Annotated in this window: 14 protein-coding genes; 11 read left to right on the plus strand and 3 right to left on the minus strand. The window is 72.8% G+C overall.

The features are described 5' to 3' along the window. The first annotated feature begins 93 nt into the window (after window positions 1–93). From CEB94_RS26740 to nudC, 4 genes are all read left to right on the plus strand, one after another. Window positions 94–3,435: an ATP-dependent helicase gene (locus CEB94_RS26740; protein WP_175434617.1), complete on the plus strand. Its 3,342-nt coding sequence runs from the start codon at window positions 94–96 to the stop codon at window positions 3,433–3,435. A 90-nt stretch (window positions 3,436–3,525) separates the two neighbouring features. Next, window positions 3,526–7,128 carry an ATP-dependent DNA helicase gene (locus CEB94_RS26745; protein ID WP_175434618.1) on the plus strand — a complete coding sequence of 1,201 codons (3,603 nt, stop codon included), beginning with the start codon at window positions 3,526–3,528 and terminating at the stop codon, window positions 7,126–7,128. Window positions 7,129–7,138: 10 nt separating this feature from the next. Continuing rightward, window positions 7,139–8,542 carry a dipeptidase gene (locus CEB94_RS26750; protein ID WP_175434619.1) on the plus strand — a complete coding sequence of 468 codons (1,404 nt, stop codon included), beginning with the start codon at window positions 7,139–7,141 and terminating at the stop codon, window positions 8,540–8,542. 159 nt (window positions 8,543–8,701) lie between these two features. Then, a complete protein-coding gene (gene nudC / locus CEB94_RS26755; protein WP_175434620.1) occupies window positions 8,702–9,646 on the plus strand; it encodes an NAD(+) diphosphatase in 945 nt (314 codons plus the stop codon). A gap of 207 nt (window positions 9,647–9,853) precedes the next feature. Here nudC and CEB94_RS26760 read toward each other — a convergent pair whose 3' ends face one another. Continuing rightward, on the minus strand, window positions 9,854–10,096 hold the full coding sequence (locus tag CEB94_RS26760; protein WP_003992805.1) for a mycoredoxin: 243 nt from the start codon (window positions 10,094–10,096) through the stop codon (window positions 9,854–9,856). Between the two features lie 183 nt (window positions 10,097–10,279). On the opposite strand from CEB94_RS26760, the gene CEB94_RS26765 reads away from it, so the two are divergent. The 5 genes from CEB94_RS26765 (at window position 10,280) to CEB94_RS26785 (ending at window position 14,191) form a co-directional block, all read left to right on the plus strand. Further along, entirely contained in the window at window positions 10,280–12,475 is a 2,196-nt protein-coding gene (locus CEB94_RS26765; RefSeq protein ID WP_175434621.1) for an ATP-dependent DNA helicase UvrD2, read from the plus strand. 164 nt (window positions 12,476–12,639) lie between these two features. Further along, on the plus strand, window positions 12,640–12,969 hold the full coding sequence (locus CEB94_RS26770) for a hypothetical protein (protein WP_175434622.1): 330 nt from the start codon (window positions 12,640–12,642) through the stop codon (window positions 12,967–12,969). A 172-nt stretch (window positions 12,970–13,141) separates the two neighbouring features. Further along, a complete protein-coding gene (locus CEB94_RS26775; RefSeq protein ID WP_031132355.1) occupies window positions 13,142–13,510 on the plus strand; it encodes a WhiB family transcriptional regulator in 369 nt (122 codons plus the stop codon). Further along, complete coding sequence (locus CEB94_RS26780) at window positions 13,507–13,830, plus strand: hypothetical protein (RefSeq protein WP_175434623.1); 324 nt, start codon at window positions 13,507–13,509, stop codon at window positions 13,828–13,830. Before CEB94_RS26775 ends, CEB94_RS26780 begins: the two co-directional genes overlap by 4 nt. Window positions 13,831–13,972: 142 nt before the next feature. Beyond that, entirely contained in the window at window positions 13,973–14,191 is a 219-nt protein-coding gene (locus CEB94_RS26785) for a hypothetical protein (RefSeq protein ID WP_175434624.1), read from the plus strand. Between the two features lie 16 nt (window positions 14,192–14,207). On the opposite strand, the gene CEB94_RS26790 is transcribed toward CEB94_RS26785, so the two are convergent. Together CEB94_RS26790 and CEB94_RS26795 are read right to left on the minus strand one after the other, a co-directional pair. Further along, on the minus strand, window positions 14,208–15,575 hold the full coding sequence (locus CEB94_RS26790; protein ID WP_175434625.1) for an ABC1 kinase family protein: 1,368 nt from the start codon (window positions 15,573–15,575) through the stop codon (window positions 14,208–14,210). Beyond that, a complete protein-coding gene (locus tag CEB94_RS26795) occupies window positions 15,568–16,782 on the minus strand; it encodes a ThiF family adenylyltransferase (protein ID WP_175434626.1) in 1,215 nt (404 codons plus the stop codon). Before CEB94_RS26795 ends, CEB94_RS26790 begins: the two co-directional genes overlap by 8 nt. Before the next feature lie 335 nt (window positions 16,783–17,117). On the opposite strand from CEB94_RS26795, the gene CEB94_RS26800 reads away from it, so the two are divergent. Beyond that, window positions 17,118–17,726, plus strand: coding sequence for a M48 metallopeptidase family protein (locus CEB94_RS26800; protein ID WP_175434627.1), 609 nt, complete (start codon window positions 17,118–17,120; stop codon window positions 17,724–17,726). A gap of 142 nt (window positions 17,727–17,868) precedes the next feature. After that, on the plus strand, window positions 17,869–19,587 hold the full coding sequence (locus CEB94_RS26805) for a TerD family protein (RefSeq protein WP_175434628.1): 1,719 nt from the start codon (window positions 17,869–17,871) through the stop codon (window positions 19,585–19,587). Window position 19,588: the final 1 nt, after the last annotated feature.

Below are 19,588 nucleotides of genomic sequence, written 5' to 3' on the forward strand. Positions count from 1 at the left end.
GCGTCGGCTGCGCATGCCCCCGTCACCCCGCGGTCACCGCCCGCCACGCGCGGGGCCCGCCAACCAGCACTTCCACCAGAACCGGCGAACCACGTGAGCTCCTCTTCCTTCACCAGCGGCCTGTCGCACCCCCGGGTGCGGCGGGGGAGCCGTGGCGCTTACCGACTGGTACGTACCCCTCCTGGCCGCGTGGACCCCCCTCTTTTGGACGCCTCGCAGCGCTCCGTGGTTGACCACAGGGCGGGCCCGCTGCTCGTCCTCGCGGGCCCGGGCACCGGCAAGACCACCACGCTCGTCGAGTCCGTGGCCGAGCGCGTCGCCCGGGGCGGCGACCCCGAGCGCGTCCTGGTCCTCACCTTCAGCCGCCGGGCGGCCGTCGAGCTGCGCGACCGCATGGCCCAGCGGGCCGGGGCCGCCCGCGCTCCCCAGGCGACCACCTTCCACTCGTTCTGCTACGCCCTGGTCCGCGCCCACCAGGACAGCGACCTGTTCGTGGAGCCGCTGCGGCTGCTGTCCGGCCCCGAGCAGGACGTCTCGGTGCGCGAGCTGCTCGCGGGCCAGGTCGATCTGGAACGGGGCGGGCTCGCGCACGTGCGCTGGCCGGACGAACTGCGCGCCTGCCTCACCACCCGCGGTTTCGCCGACGAGGTCCGTGCCGTTCTCGCCCGCAGCCGTGAACTGGGCCTCGGCCCCGGTGCCCTGGACGCCTTCGCCCGCCGTACGGGACGGCCCGACTGGCGAGCCGCGGCCGCCTTCCTCGCCGAGTACCTGGACGTGCTCGACCTGCAGGGCGTGATCGACTACGCGGAACTCGTCCACCGCGCGGTGCTCCTCGCCCGCCGCCCCGAGGTCGCGGCGTGGCTCGCCGCCCGGTACGACGCCGTCTACGTCGACGAGTACCAGGACACGGATCCCGCTCAGGTACGGCTGCTGGACGCCCTGGCCGGCGGCGGCCGCACGCTCGTGGCCTTCGGCGACCCCGACCAGTCGATCTACACGTTCCGCGGGGCCGACGTGAACGGCATCCTGGAATTCCCGCACGCCTTCCCGCGCGCGGACGGCCGCCCGGCGCCCGTCTCCGTGCTGCGCACGTCCCGCCGCTCCGGGGCCGGCCTGCTGGCCGCCACCCGGCTGCTCACCCAGCGCATGCCCCTGACCCGACTGCCCGCCGAGAAGGTGCGCGCCCATCGGGAACTCGCCCCCGTACGGGACGGCGGCCGCGTCGAGGCGTACACGTACCCGACGTCCGGGACGGAGATGGACAACATCGCCGACATCCTCCGCAGGGCCCACCTGGAGGACGGCGTCCCGTGGAGCGACATGGCCGTCCTGGTGCGCGCCGGCTCCCGCACCATCCCCACGGTCCGCCGCGCCCTCACGGCGGCGGGCGTCCCCGTCGACGTCGACGGGGACGACATGCCGCTGCGGCACGAACCGGCGGTGGCGCCGCTGCTGACGGCGTTGCGGGCGGTGGCCGCGGCGGAGGCGGGATCTGCTGAGCCTCAGGACGCCGAGGGGGACCCCGCCTCCGAGGACGCCCCTTCCACGCGGCACGACACCTGCTGGCTCGACACCGAAACCGCCCTCACCCTCCTGACCTCCCCCCTCGCGAGCATGGACGCCGCCGACCTGCGCCGCCTCGGCCGCGCCCTGCGCGACGAGGAGCGGGCCGCCGGCAACCCGTTGCCGGCGCCCTCCGACGTGCTGCTCGCGCAGGCGCTCGCCGAGCCGGAGCGCCTCGCCGTGCACGACCCCACGTACGCGCGTGGCGCCCAGCGCCTCGGCGCGCTGCTGCGCAAGGCCCGCGAACGCCTGGCCGGCGGCGGTACGGCCGAGGAGGCGCTGTGGGACCTGTGGGAGGGCACACCGTGGCCCACGCGGCTGGAGCGGGCAGCCCGCCGGGGCGGCGCCGCCGGGCGCAACGCGGACCGCGACCTGGACGCCGTCTGCGCCCTGTTCGCCACCGCGGCCCGCGCCGAGGAGCGAACCGGCGGCCGGGGCACCCTGAACTTCCTGGAGGAGATCGACGCCGAGGACATCGCCGCCGACACCCTCACCCGGCGTGCCGTACGCCCCGACGCCGTCCGCCTGATGACCGCGCACCGCTCCAAGGGCCTGGAGTGGCGCCTCGTGGTCGTCGCGGGAGTCCAGGAGGGCCTGTGGCCGGACCTGCGCCGCCGCGGCTCCCTCCTGGAGGCCGACCGCATCGGCCGCGACGGACTCGCCGAACCCCTCACCCCCGGTGCGCTGCTCGCCGAGGAGCGCCGCCTGTTCTACGTGGCCGCCACGCGCGCGCGTGAGCGCCTCGTCGTCACCGCGGTCAAGGCCCCCGCCGACGACGGGGACCAGCCCTCCCGCTTCCTGACCGAACTCGGCGTCGAACCCAAGGACGTCACGGGACGCCCCCGCCGCCCGCTGTCCGTCGCCGCACTCGTCGCCGAACTGCGCGCCACCACGGTCGACCCGCGCGTCTCCGAGGCCCTCCGGGAGGCCGCCGCCCACCGCCTGGCCCGGCTCGCCGCCCTCGCCGACGAGGACGGCCGCCCCCTGGTGCCGTCCGCGCACCCCTACCGCTGGTGGGGCATGTTCGAGCCGACCGAGTCCAAGGTGCCGCTGCGCGACCGCGACCAGCCCGTCGTGCTCTCCGGCAGCGCCCTCGACCAGCTGGCCAACACCTGTGCCCTGCAGTGGTTCCTGGGCCGAGAGGTCAAGGCCGACGCCCCCGCGACCGCCGCCCAGGGCTTCGGCAACGTGGTCCACGTCCTCGCCGACGAGGTCGCCTCCGGGCACACCCCGGCCGACCTCGGCGTCCTCATGGAACGCCTCGACTCCGTGTGGAACGCGCTGGCCTTCGACGCGCCATGGAAGTCGGCCCAGGAGAAGGACAACGCGCGCGTGGCGCTCGAACGGTTCCTGCAGTGGCACGTCATGAACCGCACCGGACGTACCCCGGTGGCCAGCGAGCACGACTTCGACGTCACCCTCGAAGCGGGCGACTACCGCGTGCGCATCCGCGGCCAGATGGACCGGGTCGAGGCGGACGGTGACGGCCGCGCCTACGTGGTCGACTTCAAGACCGGCAAGCAGGCGCCGAGTTCCAAAGAGGTGGAGCGCCACCCGCAGCTCGCCGTCTACCAGCTGGCCGTCCGCGAGGGCGCCGTCGACGAGGCCTTCGACGGTGTACGCCCCGAGCCGGGCGGCGCCGAACTCGTCCACCTCCGGCAGGGGGCGGCCAAGCGCGACGGCGGCGAGAGCCTGCCCAAGGTGCAGGCCCAGGAGCCGCTGGAGGGGGAGTGGGTCGGTGACCTGCTGGCCACCGCCGCCGGCAAGGTCCTCGACGAACGGTTCACACCGACCGCCGGGCAGCACTGCACGCACTGCGCGTTCCGGGCCTCGTGCAGCGCCCGGCAGGAGGGGCGTCACGTCGTCGAGTGAGGTATCGCACCACGTGTGCTGACCTGCGCTTCTTCCTGCCCGGTGGCCGATCCGGCCACCACTGTCAGTGCCCGCAGCTAGCCTTTCGATGTGCCCGCCCGTATCACTGATCCCGAACAGCTCAAAGAGCTCCTCGGCATCCCCTTCACCCCGGAGCAGACGGCCTGCATCACCGCGCCGCCCGCCCCGCAGGTGATCGTGGCCGGAGCCGGCTCGGGCAAGACGACGGTGATGGCGGCACGCGTGGTGTGGCTGGTCGGCACCGGCCAGGTCGCCCCCGAGCAGGTGCTCGGCCTCACCTTCACCAACAAGGCCGCCGCCGAACTCGCCGAGCGTGTGCGCAAGGCACTGGTCAGGGCCGGCGTCACCGACCCGGACGCCATCGACCCGGACAACCCGCCGGGCGAGCCGGTGATCTCCACGTACCACGCCTTCGCGGGCCGCCTGCTGACCGACCACGGCCTGCGCATCGGGCTGGAGCCCACGTCCCGGCTGCTCGCCGACGCCACCCGCTTCCAGCTCGCCGCGCGGGTCCTGCGTGAGGCCCCGGGGCCTTTCCCGGCCCTGACCCGTTCCTTCCCGGACCTGGTCGGCGACCTCCTCGCCCTCGACGCCGAACTCGCCGAGCACCTCGTACGCCCGGAGGCCCTGCGCGCGTACGACGCCGAACTGCTGCTGACCCTGCGGGGCGCCAAGCTCAGCAACGCCGACCTGCGCAAGGTCCCCGACGCGGCCGCCGCCCGGCGTGAACTCGCCGAGCTGGTCACCCGCTACCGGGCCGCCAAGCGCGAGCGGGACCTGCTCGACTTCGGCGACCAGATCGCCCTGTCGTCCCGGCTCGCCGGGATCCCCGAGGTGGGCCACGCCCTGCGCGACGAGTTCCGGGTCGTCCTGCTCGACGAGTACCAGGACACGTCGGTCGCCCAACGCGTCCTCCTGGCAGGCCTGTTCGGCGAGGGCACCGGCCACCCGGTCACCGCCGTCGGCGACCCGTGCCAGGCGATCTACGGCTGGCGCGGCGCCTCCGTCGCCAACCTCGACGACTTCCCCGAGCACTTCGCCCACGCCGACGGCCGCCCCGCGACCCGCCAGGCCCTCAGCGAGAACCGCCGCAGCGGCGGCCGCCTCCTCGACCTCGCCAACGACCTCGCGGAGCCCCTGCGCGCCCTCCATGCGGGCGTGGAGGCCCTCCGCCCGGCCCCCGGTGCCGAACGCGACGGCATGGTCCGTTGCGCCCTGCTGCGCACCCACGCCGAGGAGATCGACTGGGCCGCCGACTCCGTCGCCCACCTCGTCCGCACCGGGCCGGCACCCGGAGAGATCGCCGTCCTGTGCCGGACGGCGACCGACTTCGCCGAGATCCAGGGCGCGCTGGTCGCCCGGGACATCCCGGTGGAGGTCGTCGGCCTGTCCGGGCTTCTGCACCTGCCCGAGATCGCCGACCTCGTCGCCGTCTGCGAGGTTCTCCAGGACCCGGGCGCCAACGCCTCCCTGGTACGGCTGCTGACCGGCCCGCGCTGGCGCATCGGCCCGCGCGACCTCGCCCTGCTGGGGCGGCGCGCCCGGCTCCTCGTGGCCCACACGCGCGTGGCGGACGACGACGACCAGGACCGCCGCCTCGCCGAGGCCGTCGAGGGGGTCGACCCGTCCGAGGTGATCTCCCTCGCGGACGCCCTCGACACGTTCCTGGAGACGCCGCTGGACGGCCGCGGCGACGACGACGGACTGCCGTTCTCGCCCGACGCGCGTGTGCGCTTCGCCCGGCTGGCCACCGAACTGCGCGAGCTGCGCCGCTCCCTGGCCGACCCGCTGATGGACGTCCTGCACCGCGTCCTCGCCGTCACCGGCCTGGAGGTGGAGCTGTCGGCGTCGCCACACGCTCTGGCCGCCCGCCGCCGCGAAACCCTGTCCAACTTCCTGGACGTCGCCGCCTCCTTCGCCGCCGGCGACAACGAGGCGACTCTGCTCGCCTTCCTCGGCTTCCTGCGCACCGCCGCCCAGTACGAGAAGGGGCTCGACAACGCCCTGCCGGGTGGCGAGAACACCGTCAAGGTGCTGACCGCCCACAAGTCCAAGGGCCTGGAGTGGGACGTCGTCGTCGTCCCCGGCCTGGTCACCGGCACCTTCCCCAGCGGCCAGGGCCGCGAGAAGTGGACCTCCCAGGGCAAGGTCCTGCCGCACGAGCTGCGCGGCGACGCCGACACCCTGCCCGACGTGGCGTCCTGGGACGCCAAGGGCCTGAAGGCCTTCCATGAAGCCATGAAGGACCACCAGCACACCGAGGAACTCCGCCTCGGCTACGTCACCTTCACCCGCCCCCGCTCCCTCCTCCTGGGCTCCGGCCACTGGTGGGGGCCCACCCAGAAGAAGCGCCGCGGACCGTCCGCGTTCCTCCAGGCCCTCCACGAGCACTGCGAGGCCGGGTACGGCGAGATCGAGGCCTGGGCGGACGAACCCGCCGACGACGAGGAGAACCCGGCCCTGCACCAGGCGACGGCCGACCAGGTGTGGCCGCTGCCCCTGGACGAGGCAGCCCTGGCCCGCCGCCGGGCGGCCGCCGAGACCGTCCTGGCCCACCTGCAGGACCTCGCGTCCCACGACCACGGGCACCCCGCGGCCGCGCACGACCCGGGCGCCCTCGACGACCCGGAGTGGCCGCCGCCCCCCGAGGACGACGAGCCTCTTTATGAGGAGCCTCCCTACGACGAACCGGACCCCTTCGAAGAGGCCGTCTTCGAAGAGGACCCCTTCCAGGACGCCTCCAGGGAAGACCCGGCGGACGGGGACGCCCGGCCCACCGTCCCCCACCAGGCGGCCCCACCGGAGCCCCCGGCCGCCCGCCCCCGCCCCAGGGCCCCCGAGCAGCCTGGTCCCCGGGGCCGGGAACACCCGCGCCTCACCCCGGAGGAAGCCCGCACCCTCGCCTCCTGGGACCGTGACCTCGACGCCCTCACCGGCGAGCTCCTGCGCGCCCGCGACAGCGTCACCGACGTTCCCCTCCCGGTGTCGCTCTCGGCGTCCCAGCTGCTGCGCCTGGCCGCCGACCCGGACGGCTTCGCCCAGGAGCTCGCCCGGCCCATGCCCCGCCCGCCCCAGCCCGCGGCCCGACGGGGCACCCGCTTCCACGCCTGGGTCGAGGCCCGCTTCGAAGCGCTCACGCTGCCCATGCTGGAGCCGGAGGAACTGCCCGGCAGCGAGGCCGAGATCGCCGACGAACGGGACCTGGAGGCCCTCAAGGACGCCTTCGAGCGCACCGAGTACGCGCACCGCACGCCCCACCGGGTGGAGGCCCCCTTCCAGCTCGCGATCGCCGGCCGCATCGTCCGGGGCCGCATCGACGCCGTCTACAAGGAGGGCGACGGGGAGGACGCGACGTACGAGATCGTCGACTGGAAGACCAACCGCTCCCGCACCGCCGACCCGCTCCAGCTCGCCGTCTACCGCCTGGCCTGGGCCGAGCAGCAGGGCGTGCCCCCGGAGTCGGTCACGGCCGCGTTCCTGTACGTGCGCAGCGGGGAGGTCGTACGCCCCGAGGAGCTCCTGGACCGCGCCGCCCTGGAGCGGCTGCTGCTGGAGGATCCACCCGGCGGGGAGGCCGGTTCGGACACGGGGGCGCAGTCGGGCGGGCGCACGCGCACGAGTGCGGGGCCTGGTGAGGAACCGCACTCCGAGGACGTCAGTGCGGGCCGATAGGCTCGTGACCATGAGCCAGACCCCGGACAGCGTCGTCCGTACGTACATCCAGCAGCACCGCGCCGCCTTCCTCGACGACCTCGCCGAGTGGCTGCGCATCCCGTCGGTGTCGGCCCAGCCCGACCACGCGCCCGACGTACGACGCAGCGCCGACTGGCTCGCCGCCAAGCTGACGGAGACCGGCTTCCCCACGGCCGAGATCTGGCCGACGCCGGGCGCGCCCGCCGTCTTCGCCGAGTGGCCCTGTGACGACCCGCAGGCGCCCACGGTGCTGGTCTACGGCCACCACGACGTGCAGCCCGCCGCCCGGGAGGACGGCTGGGACAGCGAGCCCTTCGAGCCGGTCCTGCGTGACAACCGCCTCTACGCGCGCGGGGCGGCCGACGACAAGGGCCAGGTGTTCTTCCACACCCTCGGCGTCCGCGCCCACCTCGCCGCCACCGGCCGCACCACACCGGCCGTGCACCTGAAGCTGCTGATCGAGGGCGAGGAGGAGTCCGGCTCGCCGCACTTCCGGGCCCTGGTCGAGCAGCGGGCCGAGCGGCTCGCCGCCGACGCCGTGATCGTCTCCGACACCGGCATGTGGTCCGAGGACACCCCCACGGTGTGCACCGGCATGCGCGGCCTCGCCGAGTGCGAGATACGCCTGTACGGTCCCGACCAGGACATCCACTCCGGTTCCTTCGGCGGCGCGGTGCCCAACCCGGCGACGGCCGCCGCCCGCCTGGTCGCCGCCCTGCACGACGAGCACGCGCGCGTGGCGATCCCGGGCTTCTACGACGGCGTGGTCGAACTCACCGACCGTGAGCGTGAGCTCCTCGCCGAGCTGCCCTTCGACGAGCAGCAGTGGCTGCGCACGGCCAAGTCGTACGCCACCGAGGGAGAGGCCGGCTACACCACCCTGGAGCGGATCTGGGCCCGCCCCACCGCGGAGGTCAACGGCATCGGCGGTGGCTACCAGGGCCCCGGCAGCAAGACGATCGTCCCGTCCTCCGCCCTGGTGAAGCTGTCCTTCCGCCTGGTGGCGGGCCAGGACCCCGGCCAGGTGGAAAAGGCCGTCCGGGCCTGGGCCGAGCAGCAGGTGTCGCCCGGGATCCGCTGCGACATCACATTCAGCGGGGCCACGCGCCCGTGCCTGACGCCGCTGGACCACCCGGCCCTCCGGTCGGTCACCCGCGCCATGGGCCGGGCCTTCGAGAAGCCGGTCCGCTTCACGCGCGAGGGCGGCTCCGGACCGGCGGCGGACCTCCAGGACGTCCTCGGCGCCCCTGTGCTGTTCCTGGGTATCTCCGTCCCCTCGGACGGCTGGCACGCCCCGAACGAGAAAGTCGAACTCGACCTGCTCCTCAAGGGCGTCGAGACCACCGCGTACCTGTGGGGTGACCTCGCCGAGAACTGGTGCCATGCGCCCTGAGCGTCCCGTTCCGTCCGGACCGGCCGCACGCGGGGGGCACACTGGAAGCGCCGCCGCCCCACCCCCCCCGAGCCCGCCGGACCCGGCCGGCCTCCCGCCGTACGTCCCGCTGAACCGCCCGCCGAACCCGACTGTTCCACCGGGGAGTTGGAAGCACCCGTGACCACCTGGACCGACCCCAACGCCGACCGTCCCATCTCGCTCACCGCCCCGAGCGGCATCGACCGGGCCGCCCACCACCGGCTCGACGAGGCCTGGCTCGCGGCGGCGTGGAGCCACCCCACGACGCGCTGCTTCGTGGTCTCCGGCGGACAGGTCCTCATCGACGAGACGGCGGACGGGCACACCGAACTCGTCATGACCCCCTCCTTCGAGGCCCCCCTCACCGAGGCGCACCGCTACTTCCTCGGCATCGACGAGGACGGCGTCAGCTACTTCGCCCTCCAGAAGGACTCGCTGCCCGGGCGCATGGACCAGTCCGCGCGCCCGGCGGGCCTGCGCGAGGCGGGCGCGCTGCTGTCCGCCCGTGACGTGGGCCTGATGGTGCACGCGGTGGGCCTGGAGAACTGGCAGCGCACGCACCGCTTCTGCTCGCGCTGCGGCGAGCGCACCATCATCGCCGCCGCCGGACACATCCGCCGCTGCCAGGCCTGCGGCGCGGAGCACTACCCGCGCACGGACCCCGCCGTGATCATGGCCGTGACCGACGAGGACGACCGCATCCTGCTCGGCCGCCAGGTCCACTGGCCCGAGGGCCGCTTCTCGACGCTGGCCGGTTTCGTCGAGCCCGGCGAGTCCATCGAGCAGTCGGTGCGCCGTGAGGTCCACGAGGAGGTCGGCATCAGCGTCGGCCAGGTCGAGTACGTCGCCAGCCAGCCCTGGCCCTTCCCCTCCAGCCTCATGCTGGGCTTCCTGGCCCGCGCCACCTCCACCGAGATCGAGGTCGACGGCGACGAGATCCACGAGGCCCGCTGGTTCTCCCGCGACGAGTTGGGCGCGGCGTTCGAGTCCGGCGAAATGCTCCCGCCCTACGGCATCTCGATCGCGGCCCGCCTGATCGAGCTCTGGTACGGCAAGCCGCTCCCGACGCGGAGTGCCGCCTGACGGCGGCGACGCCCCGTACCGGAACCACAAGTTCCCTCACCGTCCGGCGGTGCCGGCCGCCGTTCCTGAAGGCCGATCGTCGGCATGGCCGTCAACCGGACACCCGTGGACTGGCTCATCGGCACTAGGTCGTGGTGTGGGACAGACCACGAGAAGGCGGCTCCTGAGCTGCCTCAGGAGCCGCCTTCCCCGCCAAGCGCACGGCGACTAGGCGCCGATCTTCTGCTTCACCTGAGCCAGCGAGGGGTTCGTGAGCGTCGAGCCGTCTGGGAAGAGGACGGTGGGCACCGTCTGGTTTCCGCCATTCGCCTTCTCCACGAACGCGGCGGACTCCGGGTCCTGCTCGATGTTGATCTCGGTGTACGCGATGCCCTCGCGGTCCATCTGGCTCTTCAGCCGGCGGCAGTAGCCGCACCACGTGGTGCTGTACATCGTCACAGTGCCCAGCATGTCTCTCGTGCTCCTTCGGTGGCTCGGGGCGGGTGGTCGCAGTGGTGGAACGTATGTGAAAGGTCCACCATTCCCGCTCTCCGGGCGTGGCCCGACGTGACGCCTGCCGCATTGGTACGACTATCAGTGCGTGCCTGTGGGCAACCGGCACAGCCGTCTCCCGCGACCTGGCAGCATGGCCGTGTGACAGCAGCAACGCACTCCACCCTGTTCCCGCAGGTACCGGACTCCGCCGACGCGGTGCTCGACGGGCTCGACCCCGAGCAGCGCGAGGTGGCCACGGCCCTGCACGGTCCGGTGTGCGTCCTGGCGGGCGCCGGCACGGGCAAGACCCGGGCGATCACCCACCGCATCGCCTACGGAGTGCGCGCCGGCGTACTGCACCCCTCCAGCGTCCTCGCCGTCACCTTCACCAACCGCGCCGCCGGGGAGATGCGGGGCCGGCTGCGCCAGCTCGGCGCCGCGGGCGTCCAGGCGCGTACGTTCCACTCTGCCGCCCTGCGTCAGCTCCAGTACTTCTGGCCGAAAGCGATCGGCGGCTCCCTGCCCCGGCTCGTCGACCGCAAGATCCAGCTCGTCGCCGACGCGGCGGCCGCCTGCCGCATCCGGCTCGACCGGGGCGAGCTGCGGGACGTCACCGCCGAGATCGAATGGTCCAAGGTCACCCAGACCGTCCCCGCCGACTACGCGCCCGCCGCCGCCAAGGCCGGCCGGGAGTCGCCCCGCGACCCCGCCGAGATCGCCCAGCTCTACGCCGCCTACGAGGACGTCAAGCGCGAGCGGTCCGTCATCGACTTCGAGGACGTGCTGCTGCTGACCGTGGCCGTCCTGCAGGACCGGCACGACATCGCCGAGCAGATCCGCGCCCAGTACCAGCACTTCGTGGTCGACGAGTACCAGGACGTCAGCCCCCTCCAGCAGCGCCTGCTCGACCTGTGGCTGGGCGAGCGGGACAGCCTGTGCGTGGTCGGGGACGCCAGCCAGACGATCTACTCGTTCACGGGGGCGACCCCGGACCACCTGCTCGACTTCCGCACCCGCCACCCCGGTGCCACCGTCGTCAAACTGGTCCGCGACTACCGGTCCACTCCCCAGGTCGTCCACCTCGCCAACGGGCTGCTCGCCCAGGCGCGGGGCCGGGCCGCCGACCACCGCCTGGAGCTCGTCTCCCAGCGCGCCCCCGGACCCGAGCCGGTCTACGCCGAGTACACCGACGAGCCCACCGAGGCGGAAGGCGCGGCCCGCCGGATCCGCGAACTCATCGACTCGGGAGTCCCGGCCTCCGAGATCGCCATCCTCTTCCGCACGAACGCGCAGTCCGAGACCTACGAGCAGGCCCTCGCCGACGCCGCAGTGCCCTACCAGCTGCGTGGCGCCGAGCGGTTCTTCGACCGCCCGGAGGTGCGCAAGGCGAGCATCGCCCTGCGCGGCGCGGCCCGCTTCGGCGGCAACGACTCCCTCCTGGACGACGTCGTCGACCTTCCCTCCCAGGTGCGCGCCGTGCTGTCGGGAGAGGGCTGGACAACGCAGCCACCGGCCGGCTCCGGTGCCGTGAGAGAGCGCTGGGAGTCCCTGGCCGCCCTGGTGAACCTCGCCCAGGACTTCGCCGCCGCCAAACCGGGCGCCACCCTGGCGGACCTCGTCGCCGAACTCGACGAACGGGCGAACGCGCAGCACGCTCCCACCGTGCAGGGCGTCACCCTCGCCTCCCTGCACTCGGCCAAGGGCCTGGAGTGGGACGTCGTCTTCCTGGTCGGCGTCGCCGAGGGAATGATGCCGATCACCTACGCGAAGACCGACGAACAGATCGAGGAGGAGCGCCGCCTCCTCTATGTCGGCGTCACCCGCGCGCGAGAACACCTCCATGTCTCCTGGGCGCTCTCCCGCTCACCCGGCGGACGTCCCAGCCGTCGGCCCAGCCGCTTCCTCGACGGGCTGCGCCCCGGCTCGACGGCCACCACGGGTCGCACCGCCGCCGGCGGAGCGGGCGGAATCGAGCGTGGAATCCCCGGAACCAGGGGGTCCGCCCCGAAACGGGCTCAGCGAGTCCCCGCCCGCTGCCGAGTCTGCGGCCGCACGCTGACCGACCCGGGCGAGATGAAGCTGATGCGGTGCGACGACTGCCCCTCCGACATGAACGAGGGCCTGTACGAGCGGCTCCGCGAGTGGCGCGCCGACCAGGCGCGCGGCAGCGGCCAGCCCGCCTTCTGCGTGTTCACGGACAGGACTCTGATGGCGATCGCCGAGTCCGCCCCCGACGACGAGCGGGAGCTCGCTCGCATCCCGGGCGTCGGGATGCGCAAGCTCACCCGCTACGGCGCCGATGTACTGGCCATCTGCGCAGGCCAGTCGCCGGCGGAGAGCACAGATCAGGACTGACACGAACTCGTCGAAAAAATAGTTTGCGCATGCCCCAGCAATCCCCATAGGTTCTTAGGCACGAGAGCAGCGGCCTTCTCGGAGGCCCTGATTCCGTGTTGTACTTGCATATCCGTCGGACTGGTTCACCCAGTCCCCCGAGACGCCGAGAGGAGGCGAGTCCAGTGATCAGCATCTACACCAGCTCCGTCAGCATCGTGAAAATGACCGATCGCTCGGCCGTCTCCGCGTGCATGCTCGGCGTTTCGAACCTGGGCACCGGTCTGTCCGGCATTCGTGCCGTCCGTCCGGCCTCCGCCTCCGTTGCCCCCACGGGCCTTCCCGTCCGTGAGCGCAATGAGCGACCGACCAAGGCACTGGAAGCGGCAGTAGCGGCACAGGCGAAGGCCGCCTATGCCTTTACGGCGACCGGTGCCGGATTCCGGAAGCAGACGACGCAGCACCACCAGATGTGGGCCTTCCGTGGGCCAGAACCCTGGAGTGATCCAGCCTGATCGCCGATCAGGCCGGCGCCTTCAGGGCCGCGGAACCCCATCCGGGATCCGCGGCCCTTCTGTTTGTCCCTGAACAGGGATGACGGACCGAAGGCGCCTCGGGACAAGACAAGAACCCGGTACCACCACCCCCGGCCAACAGGCCGGAACGACCAGACGAGGAAGACGAACCGTGCAACTCGAAGCGCACGCCCCGTCCGTACCGCCTTCCGACACGATCCCCAAGCCTGGCTCCACGGAGGACCCCGCCTTGACTCCGCTCACCGCGCTCACCGCGCTCGACGACGCCATCGAGAACCTCGGCGTACCCGTCCCGTGCCGCTCCTACGACCCGGAGGTCTTCTTCGCCGAGTCGCCCGCGGACGTCGAGTACGCCAAGGCCCTCTGCCGCACCTGCCCGCTGGTCGAGGCCTGCCTCGCCGGTGCCAAGGAGCGGCGTGAGCCCTGGGGCGTCTGGGGTGGCGAGCTCTTCGTCCAGGGTGTCGTCGTCGCCCGGAAGCGGCCGCGTGGCCGCCCGCGCAAGAACCCGGTCACAGCATGAACACCGCAGGAACGATCGACCGCCCCCTCACGCACGACCCCCAGAAGCAGGCCCCGATGAAGCCGTCCACTGACGAGCCCGCAGGCTCCGCAACCCAAGACTTCACCATCAGCGGCGCGAAGGACTCGCGTCAGAACAGGACCCGAGAGATGCAACTCATTCCAGAAGCCATGGCTCGTGCGCATATGCACGAGCGACTGCAAGAGGCGGAGCGGGATCGCCAGGCCGTGCGTCTGGCGACCGCCCGCCGGATGCAGCGCAGGGCGGAACGCGCGTCGCTGCGTGCCCGCCGGGCGCTCGCCATGGCGGTCATGCAGTAACCCGCCGCACCTGAAGCGGGGCCTCCCGGCCAGGGAGGCCGCGCTGCCGCCACCGAAGCTCTCACCGCGGGGGCCGGTCCGTGCCGAACGGACCGGCCCCGTGCTGCGTTGTACCGACCGGGCGCGGAGATATCGTCGCCGGGTGACGAGTCCTTCAGGAGGCAGCGACGACGGCTCCGCCACGGAGCCGCGGCGCTTTGTCTGCGCCCGCTGCGGCACATCGGCCCAAGTCCTGACCGAAGGTCCACCACTCACCTGGACGTACTCCGTGGAGGACGGCGCCCGCCACTACTACTGCGAGACCTGCTCCCGGGAGAACCTCAGGTCCATCGAGGGGCGCCTGGACTCGGACTGGTGGTGAAGCCCGCGACCGGGGCTCACGCCTCCGCCACCGCCTGGCCGTCCACCGGGTCCTCCGGTACGAACCCCGGCAGCCACTCCTCCAGCTCCTCGCGCAGCCGCACCGTCGCCCCCAGCTGACAGAGCACGCCGATCGTGCTCAGTGTCACCCGGTGGATCAACAGATAGGACGGGGGCAGGTTGAGCTGCTTGGCGAGCTGGTAGGCGGGGGAGCGGGGGTCGGCGACACGAGCCGCCTGGCTGCGCATCCAGCCCCGGGTGAAGGTGAACTCCTCGACCTGGGCCGGTTCGATGATCGGCAGCAGGTAGTCCATGACGGCGTCAGGGTCCAGCTCTATGGTCTCCTTGACGAACCCTTCCGCGCACAGGAGCTCGTAGACCGCCTCGGCCTCCCCGTCGAGGGTCATCCGCAGGGACTCGCCGATGGTAGCCGGCAGGCCGCCCGGGAGGCGGTCGACCGTGCCGAAGTCCAGGACACCCAGGCGCCAGTCGTCCTCGCCCTCCGGGCCGCCGGGCAGGAGCCGGAAGTTGCCCGGGTGGGGATCGGCGTGCAGCAGGCCCGTGCGGGCAGGGCCGGAGAACAGGAAGCGGGCCAGGAGCTGACCGGCCCGGTCGCGCTGCTCCTCGGTGCCGTCCGAGATGATCTCCGACAGCGGGACGCCGTCCATCCACTCGGTGACCAGGACCTGGTCGGACTGGTGGACCACCTGCGGCACGACCACGTCCGGGTCGTCCGTGAACTCCTCCGCGTGGGCCTGCTGGGCCTGGGCCTCCAGGCCGTAGTCCAGCTCCTCCGAGACGCGGTCCTTCAGCTCCGCGATCAGCGGCTTGATGTCCATGCCGGGGATCAGCGGACCGAGCAGACGCGAGAAGCGGCTCAGCTGATTCAGATCAGACAGCAGGGCCTCGCCGGCGCCCGGGTACTGCACCTTGACCGCCACCTCGCGGCCGTCGTGCCACACCCCTCGGTGGACCTGGCCGATCGAGGCCGCCGCGGCGGGCTTGTCCTCGAACTCCAGGAACAGCTCCTGCCAGCCCTTGCCGAGCCGCTCCTCCAGCACCGCGTGCACGGTGCGGGTCGGCATGGGCGGCGCTGCCTCCTGGAGCTTGGTCAGCGCGGCCCGGTAGGGGCCGGCCACCTCCTCGGGCAGCGCGGACTCGAAGACGGACAGGGCCTGGCCGAACTTCATCGCACCGCCCTTGAGCTCGCCGAGCACCTTGAACAGCTGCTCCGCCGTGCGCTGTTGGAGTTCCCGGCCGACGAGCTCGGCGGACTCGCCGACGATCCGCTTGCCGAATCCCCATGTCGCCCGCCCGGCGATGCCGAGCGGGAGCGCGGCGAGCTTGGCGGTCCGGGTAACCGCCTTCCGGGGAAGATCAGACATGCGCCCTCCAAGTCCCAGCCGGCCGCTCCGCCTCTGCCTCACGGCACTGCTCCGACGGCCGTTGCACCGCCATTGTCTCCTTCCACTCCCCGTCCTCGGAGAGGTGCTCCCCTTTTCCTCTCTCCGCAGCAGCGCAGGGGCATGCCGGATGCGCCCGGACCGGCCGCGCATGCCAGTGCAGACCGGGGACGGAGACCTCCCAACGTGCCCCGGCGCTGGACGGAACCCGGCCGTCCAGGAAGGCCAGCGCATGAGCGGCCGCCAGCCCGGCCACGGTCGTGGCCAGCGTCAGGTCGCAGGGCCGCACCTGCCGCTGCCTGCCGGAGCGCCACTGGGCGACCAGACGAGGCCAGGTCGGGTCGCGGTCGGTGCGGCCCTCGTGCAGACAGCCCGCGCAGCCCGTTTCCCCGGGCAGGACGAGAGGGCCGACCACGCCGGTGCCCTCCACGACACCGGCGTACAGATGGGGTGTCCCGGACGCCATGAGCGGCTCGGCGGCGGCCGGGTCGGGCGCATGTACGGCGACATCGTCCCGTGGGGCGAGGATCACCAGCGAAAATCCCGGGTCGCCCTCCTTCGCGGATGCGTCGGCCGGTGCGCGGCGCGGCGGCCGGTCCGGGGCCGCCCGGCGCACGGCACTGCGGGCCGACTCGTCCCTGCGGTCGCCGACGGATTCCGCGGGGAGCCCACCCGGCGCGACGTCCCACGGCTCCACACGGCCACCGTCGAGAACGTCCACCTCGCCCACGCCGGCCCCGGCCAGGAGCGAGGCCAGCACGGCACCGACCCGGCCCGCGCCGCGCACCTGCACGCGCTGCGAGCGCCGGGCCGCCAGCTGCCCGATCGCGTCGCCGGGCGCCGAGGTCGTCAGGGAGAGTGCGGCCAGGTCGGGCCGCAGCCGGTCGAGCACCTCCTTCTTCTTCCTCAGGGCGTCGGCGGCCGGGCCGCCGCCCCGGGCGTCGTCCAGCAGCCCGGCTCGCGCGAGCCCCCGCACCAGCCCGTCGACATGACCGTCGGGCAGATCCATGCGGCGTCCCTCCTCGCGCAGGAGCTCCAGCCCTCGCGTGCCGTTCAGCAGCTCGAGGAAGCTGCCCGTCGCCAGGTCCATCGGGCCGAGCGTCATCGCATGCGCCGGTGTCATCCCGAACTGCACGGTCTTGAGGTCGCGCCAGCCACGCCTGAGCGCGGGTTTCACCATCGGATGCATGACAGGCCCCCGTATGCCGTAGATCGTCCCCGTTTGCCGGTGGAGCGAGGGCGCGGGCGTTGGCTGGTCACGCCCAGGCCGTTGCCCAGCACGGCCCGAGCGCAGGCCGAGCCCGTGCGCAGGCCGAGCCCGAGTGCGGGCACGGCCCCTGGTCCCGGACCGGCCCCGCCGTCGCTTCGCCGACGAGATCCAGCATGCCCAAAACCACCACCGGCTGCCGAAAGTTGTCCACAGGCACGGGCATTCGTCGTACAAATCCGGCGCCCGGTGGGAGCGGTGGCACCGAACCGTCCCGGAGCCGGGACTTCCCCGTGTGCAGCGGGTAACGTCGGGGCGTGCCCGCCGACCCACTGCACCGCGCCGGAACCGCACAGCGCAGCACGACGAGCCAGCCGCCGAGCGGCTCGGGGGCGAGCGCGATCGAGGTCCGCAGGAGCGCCCGCCGACGCAGAACGGTCTCCGCGTACCGCGAGGGCGATCGCACCGTAGTGCTCATCCCCGCCCGGATGTCCGAGGCGGAGGAGCAGCGCTGGGTGAACGTCATGCTCGACAAGCTGGCCGCCCAGGAGAGCAAGCGGGCCCTCGGCGACGCCGAGCTGGCCGAGCGTGCCCGGCTTCTTTCGGACCAGTACTTCGACGGGCGGGCCCGGCCCGCGTCGGTGCGCTGGGTGACCAACCAGAACACGCGCTGGGGGTCCTGCACCCCTTCAGAGGGCAGCATCCGCCTGTCGCACCGCCTCCAGGGCATGCCCGAGTACGTCGTCGACTACGTCCTCCTCCACGAACTCGCCCATCTGCTCGTCCCCGGACACGGACCCCGCTTCTGGGAACTCCTGGAGGCCTATCCGCGCACCGAGCGGGCCCGGGGATACCTCGAAGGCGTGGTCGCCGCCGAGCGGTTGCCCCATGTGCCCGGCGCGCGGGGTGAGAGCCCCGCGGGGTGACCGACCGCTTTCCGTGAGCGAACAGCCGATACGGCTGAGCGAGCGTTGTGTACCGGCTCTGTACCGACCTCGTCCGGTGTCCGAGTTTGCCGTTAGCCTGGCGCGACGCACTCACGTTCTGGATGGGGGACGGTCGTTACGCATGGCCAGGGAATTCCAACGCGGCCACAAGGCCAGGATCAGTGACCTCACCGCGGGCACCGATCTGTACGTAGGTGTACAGATCGCCGGCCCCGGGTTGAGCTTCGACATCAGCTGCTTCGGCCTCGACGTCGACGAACGGCTCTCGGACGACCGGTACTTCGTCTTCTTCAACCAGCCGAAGTCCCCCGAGGAGTCCATTCAGCTCCTGGGCGCCCAGGCGGGCGACACGGAGTCCTTCCGGGTGACGCTCGACCGGATCCCCTCGCAGATCCAGAAGCTGTCCTTCACGGCGACGATCGACGGCGCCGGCCAGATGTCGCAGATCGCCTCCGGCTACATCCGCATCGTCGCGGGCGGCGAGGAGGTGGCGCGCTACTCCTTCAACGGCTCGGAGTTCTCCACCGAACGGGCCGTGATGCTGGGCGACTTCTACCTCAAGGACGTCTGGCGGTTCGCCGCCGTCGGGCAGGGCTTCGACGGCGGTCTGGACGCGCTGCTGCAGAACTTCGGCGGTGAGGTGGCCGAAGAGGAGGCGCCCGCCCCCGCCCCCGCCCCCGCCCCGCAGCAGCCGCAGGCCGGCGCAGCCCCGGGCTTCGCCCCGCCCGCGTTCGGAGTCCCCGGAACTCCGGAAGCAGCCCCGGCCCCCGCGCCGGCGGCGCCTGCGGCTCCCGCGCCCCAGCCCGCCGCGCAGGGCTTCGCGCCCCCGCCCGGCCCCACCCCGCCGCCGGCCCCGGCGCCCACGCCCCAGGTGCATGCCGCCCCGACCATCGTCGCGCCCCTGAACACCCCGCCCGGTGGCTCACCGGTGCCGCCCCCGGCCCCGGCACCCGCGCCGTACGGCCAGCCGGGTCAGCAGCCGGCGCCGTACGGCCAGGTCCCCGGTCAGACGGCCCCGCCGCCTCCTGGTTACGGCCAGCCCCAGGCGCCCCACACCCCGGCCCCGCCGCCCGGTTACGGCGAGCCCACGCCGCCCCCGGGCTACGGCCAGCAGCAGCCGCCGTTCGGGCAGGCCCCTTACGGAGCTCCGCAGGGCGTCCCTCAAGGCGCCCCCCAGGGCCCCGGTGTGTCCGCCGCGCTCCAGCAGTTCAAGGAGACGCCGACAGGGCAGCGCTGGACCCAGCAGAACAAGAAGCTGGTCCGCGTCGACCTCGGCATCGGCGGACAGCCCGTGCTGGCACGGCAGGGCAGCATGGTGCTCTACCAGGGCAAGGTCGACTTCAGCTACAAGGGCGCCGGCTTCTCCGGCCGGATCGTGGGCAACGCCACCGGCCAGGAGATGCAGCTGATGCGCTGTACCGGCCAGGGGCAGGTGTTCCTCGCCGAGAACTCGACGATGCTGCACCCCCTCGAGCTCCAGGGCGACGCCGTGTGTGTCTCCGCCGAGAACGTCCTCGCGTTCGACGAGAGCCTCCAGTACGAGGTCCGCCGTATCGAGGGCCACGGCATCCCCGGCGGCGCGCTGTTCACCATGCAGTTCCAGGGCACCGGCACGATCGTCGTGAAGACGCACGGCACGCCCGTGGTGCTGCCTGTCACGCCCACCACGTTCGCCGACTGCAACGCCGTGGTCGCCTGGTCGGCCGCCGCCCAGGTCGTCGTCTCCAGCCAGGTGCGGATGCGCCGCAACGCCTACCCCGGGGACACCGGGGAGAGCGTCAACCTCCAGTTCCGGGGAGCGCCCGGCAACTTCATCGTCGTCCAGCCGTACGAGGTCTGAG

The organism is Streptomyces hawaiiensis (genome assembly GCF_004803895.1).
Taxonomy (GTDB): Bacteria; Actinomycetota; Actinomycetes; order Streptomycetales; family Streptomycetaceae; genus Streptomyces; species Streptomyces hawaiiensis.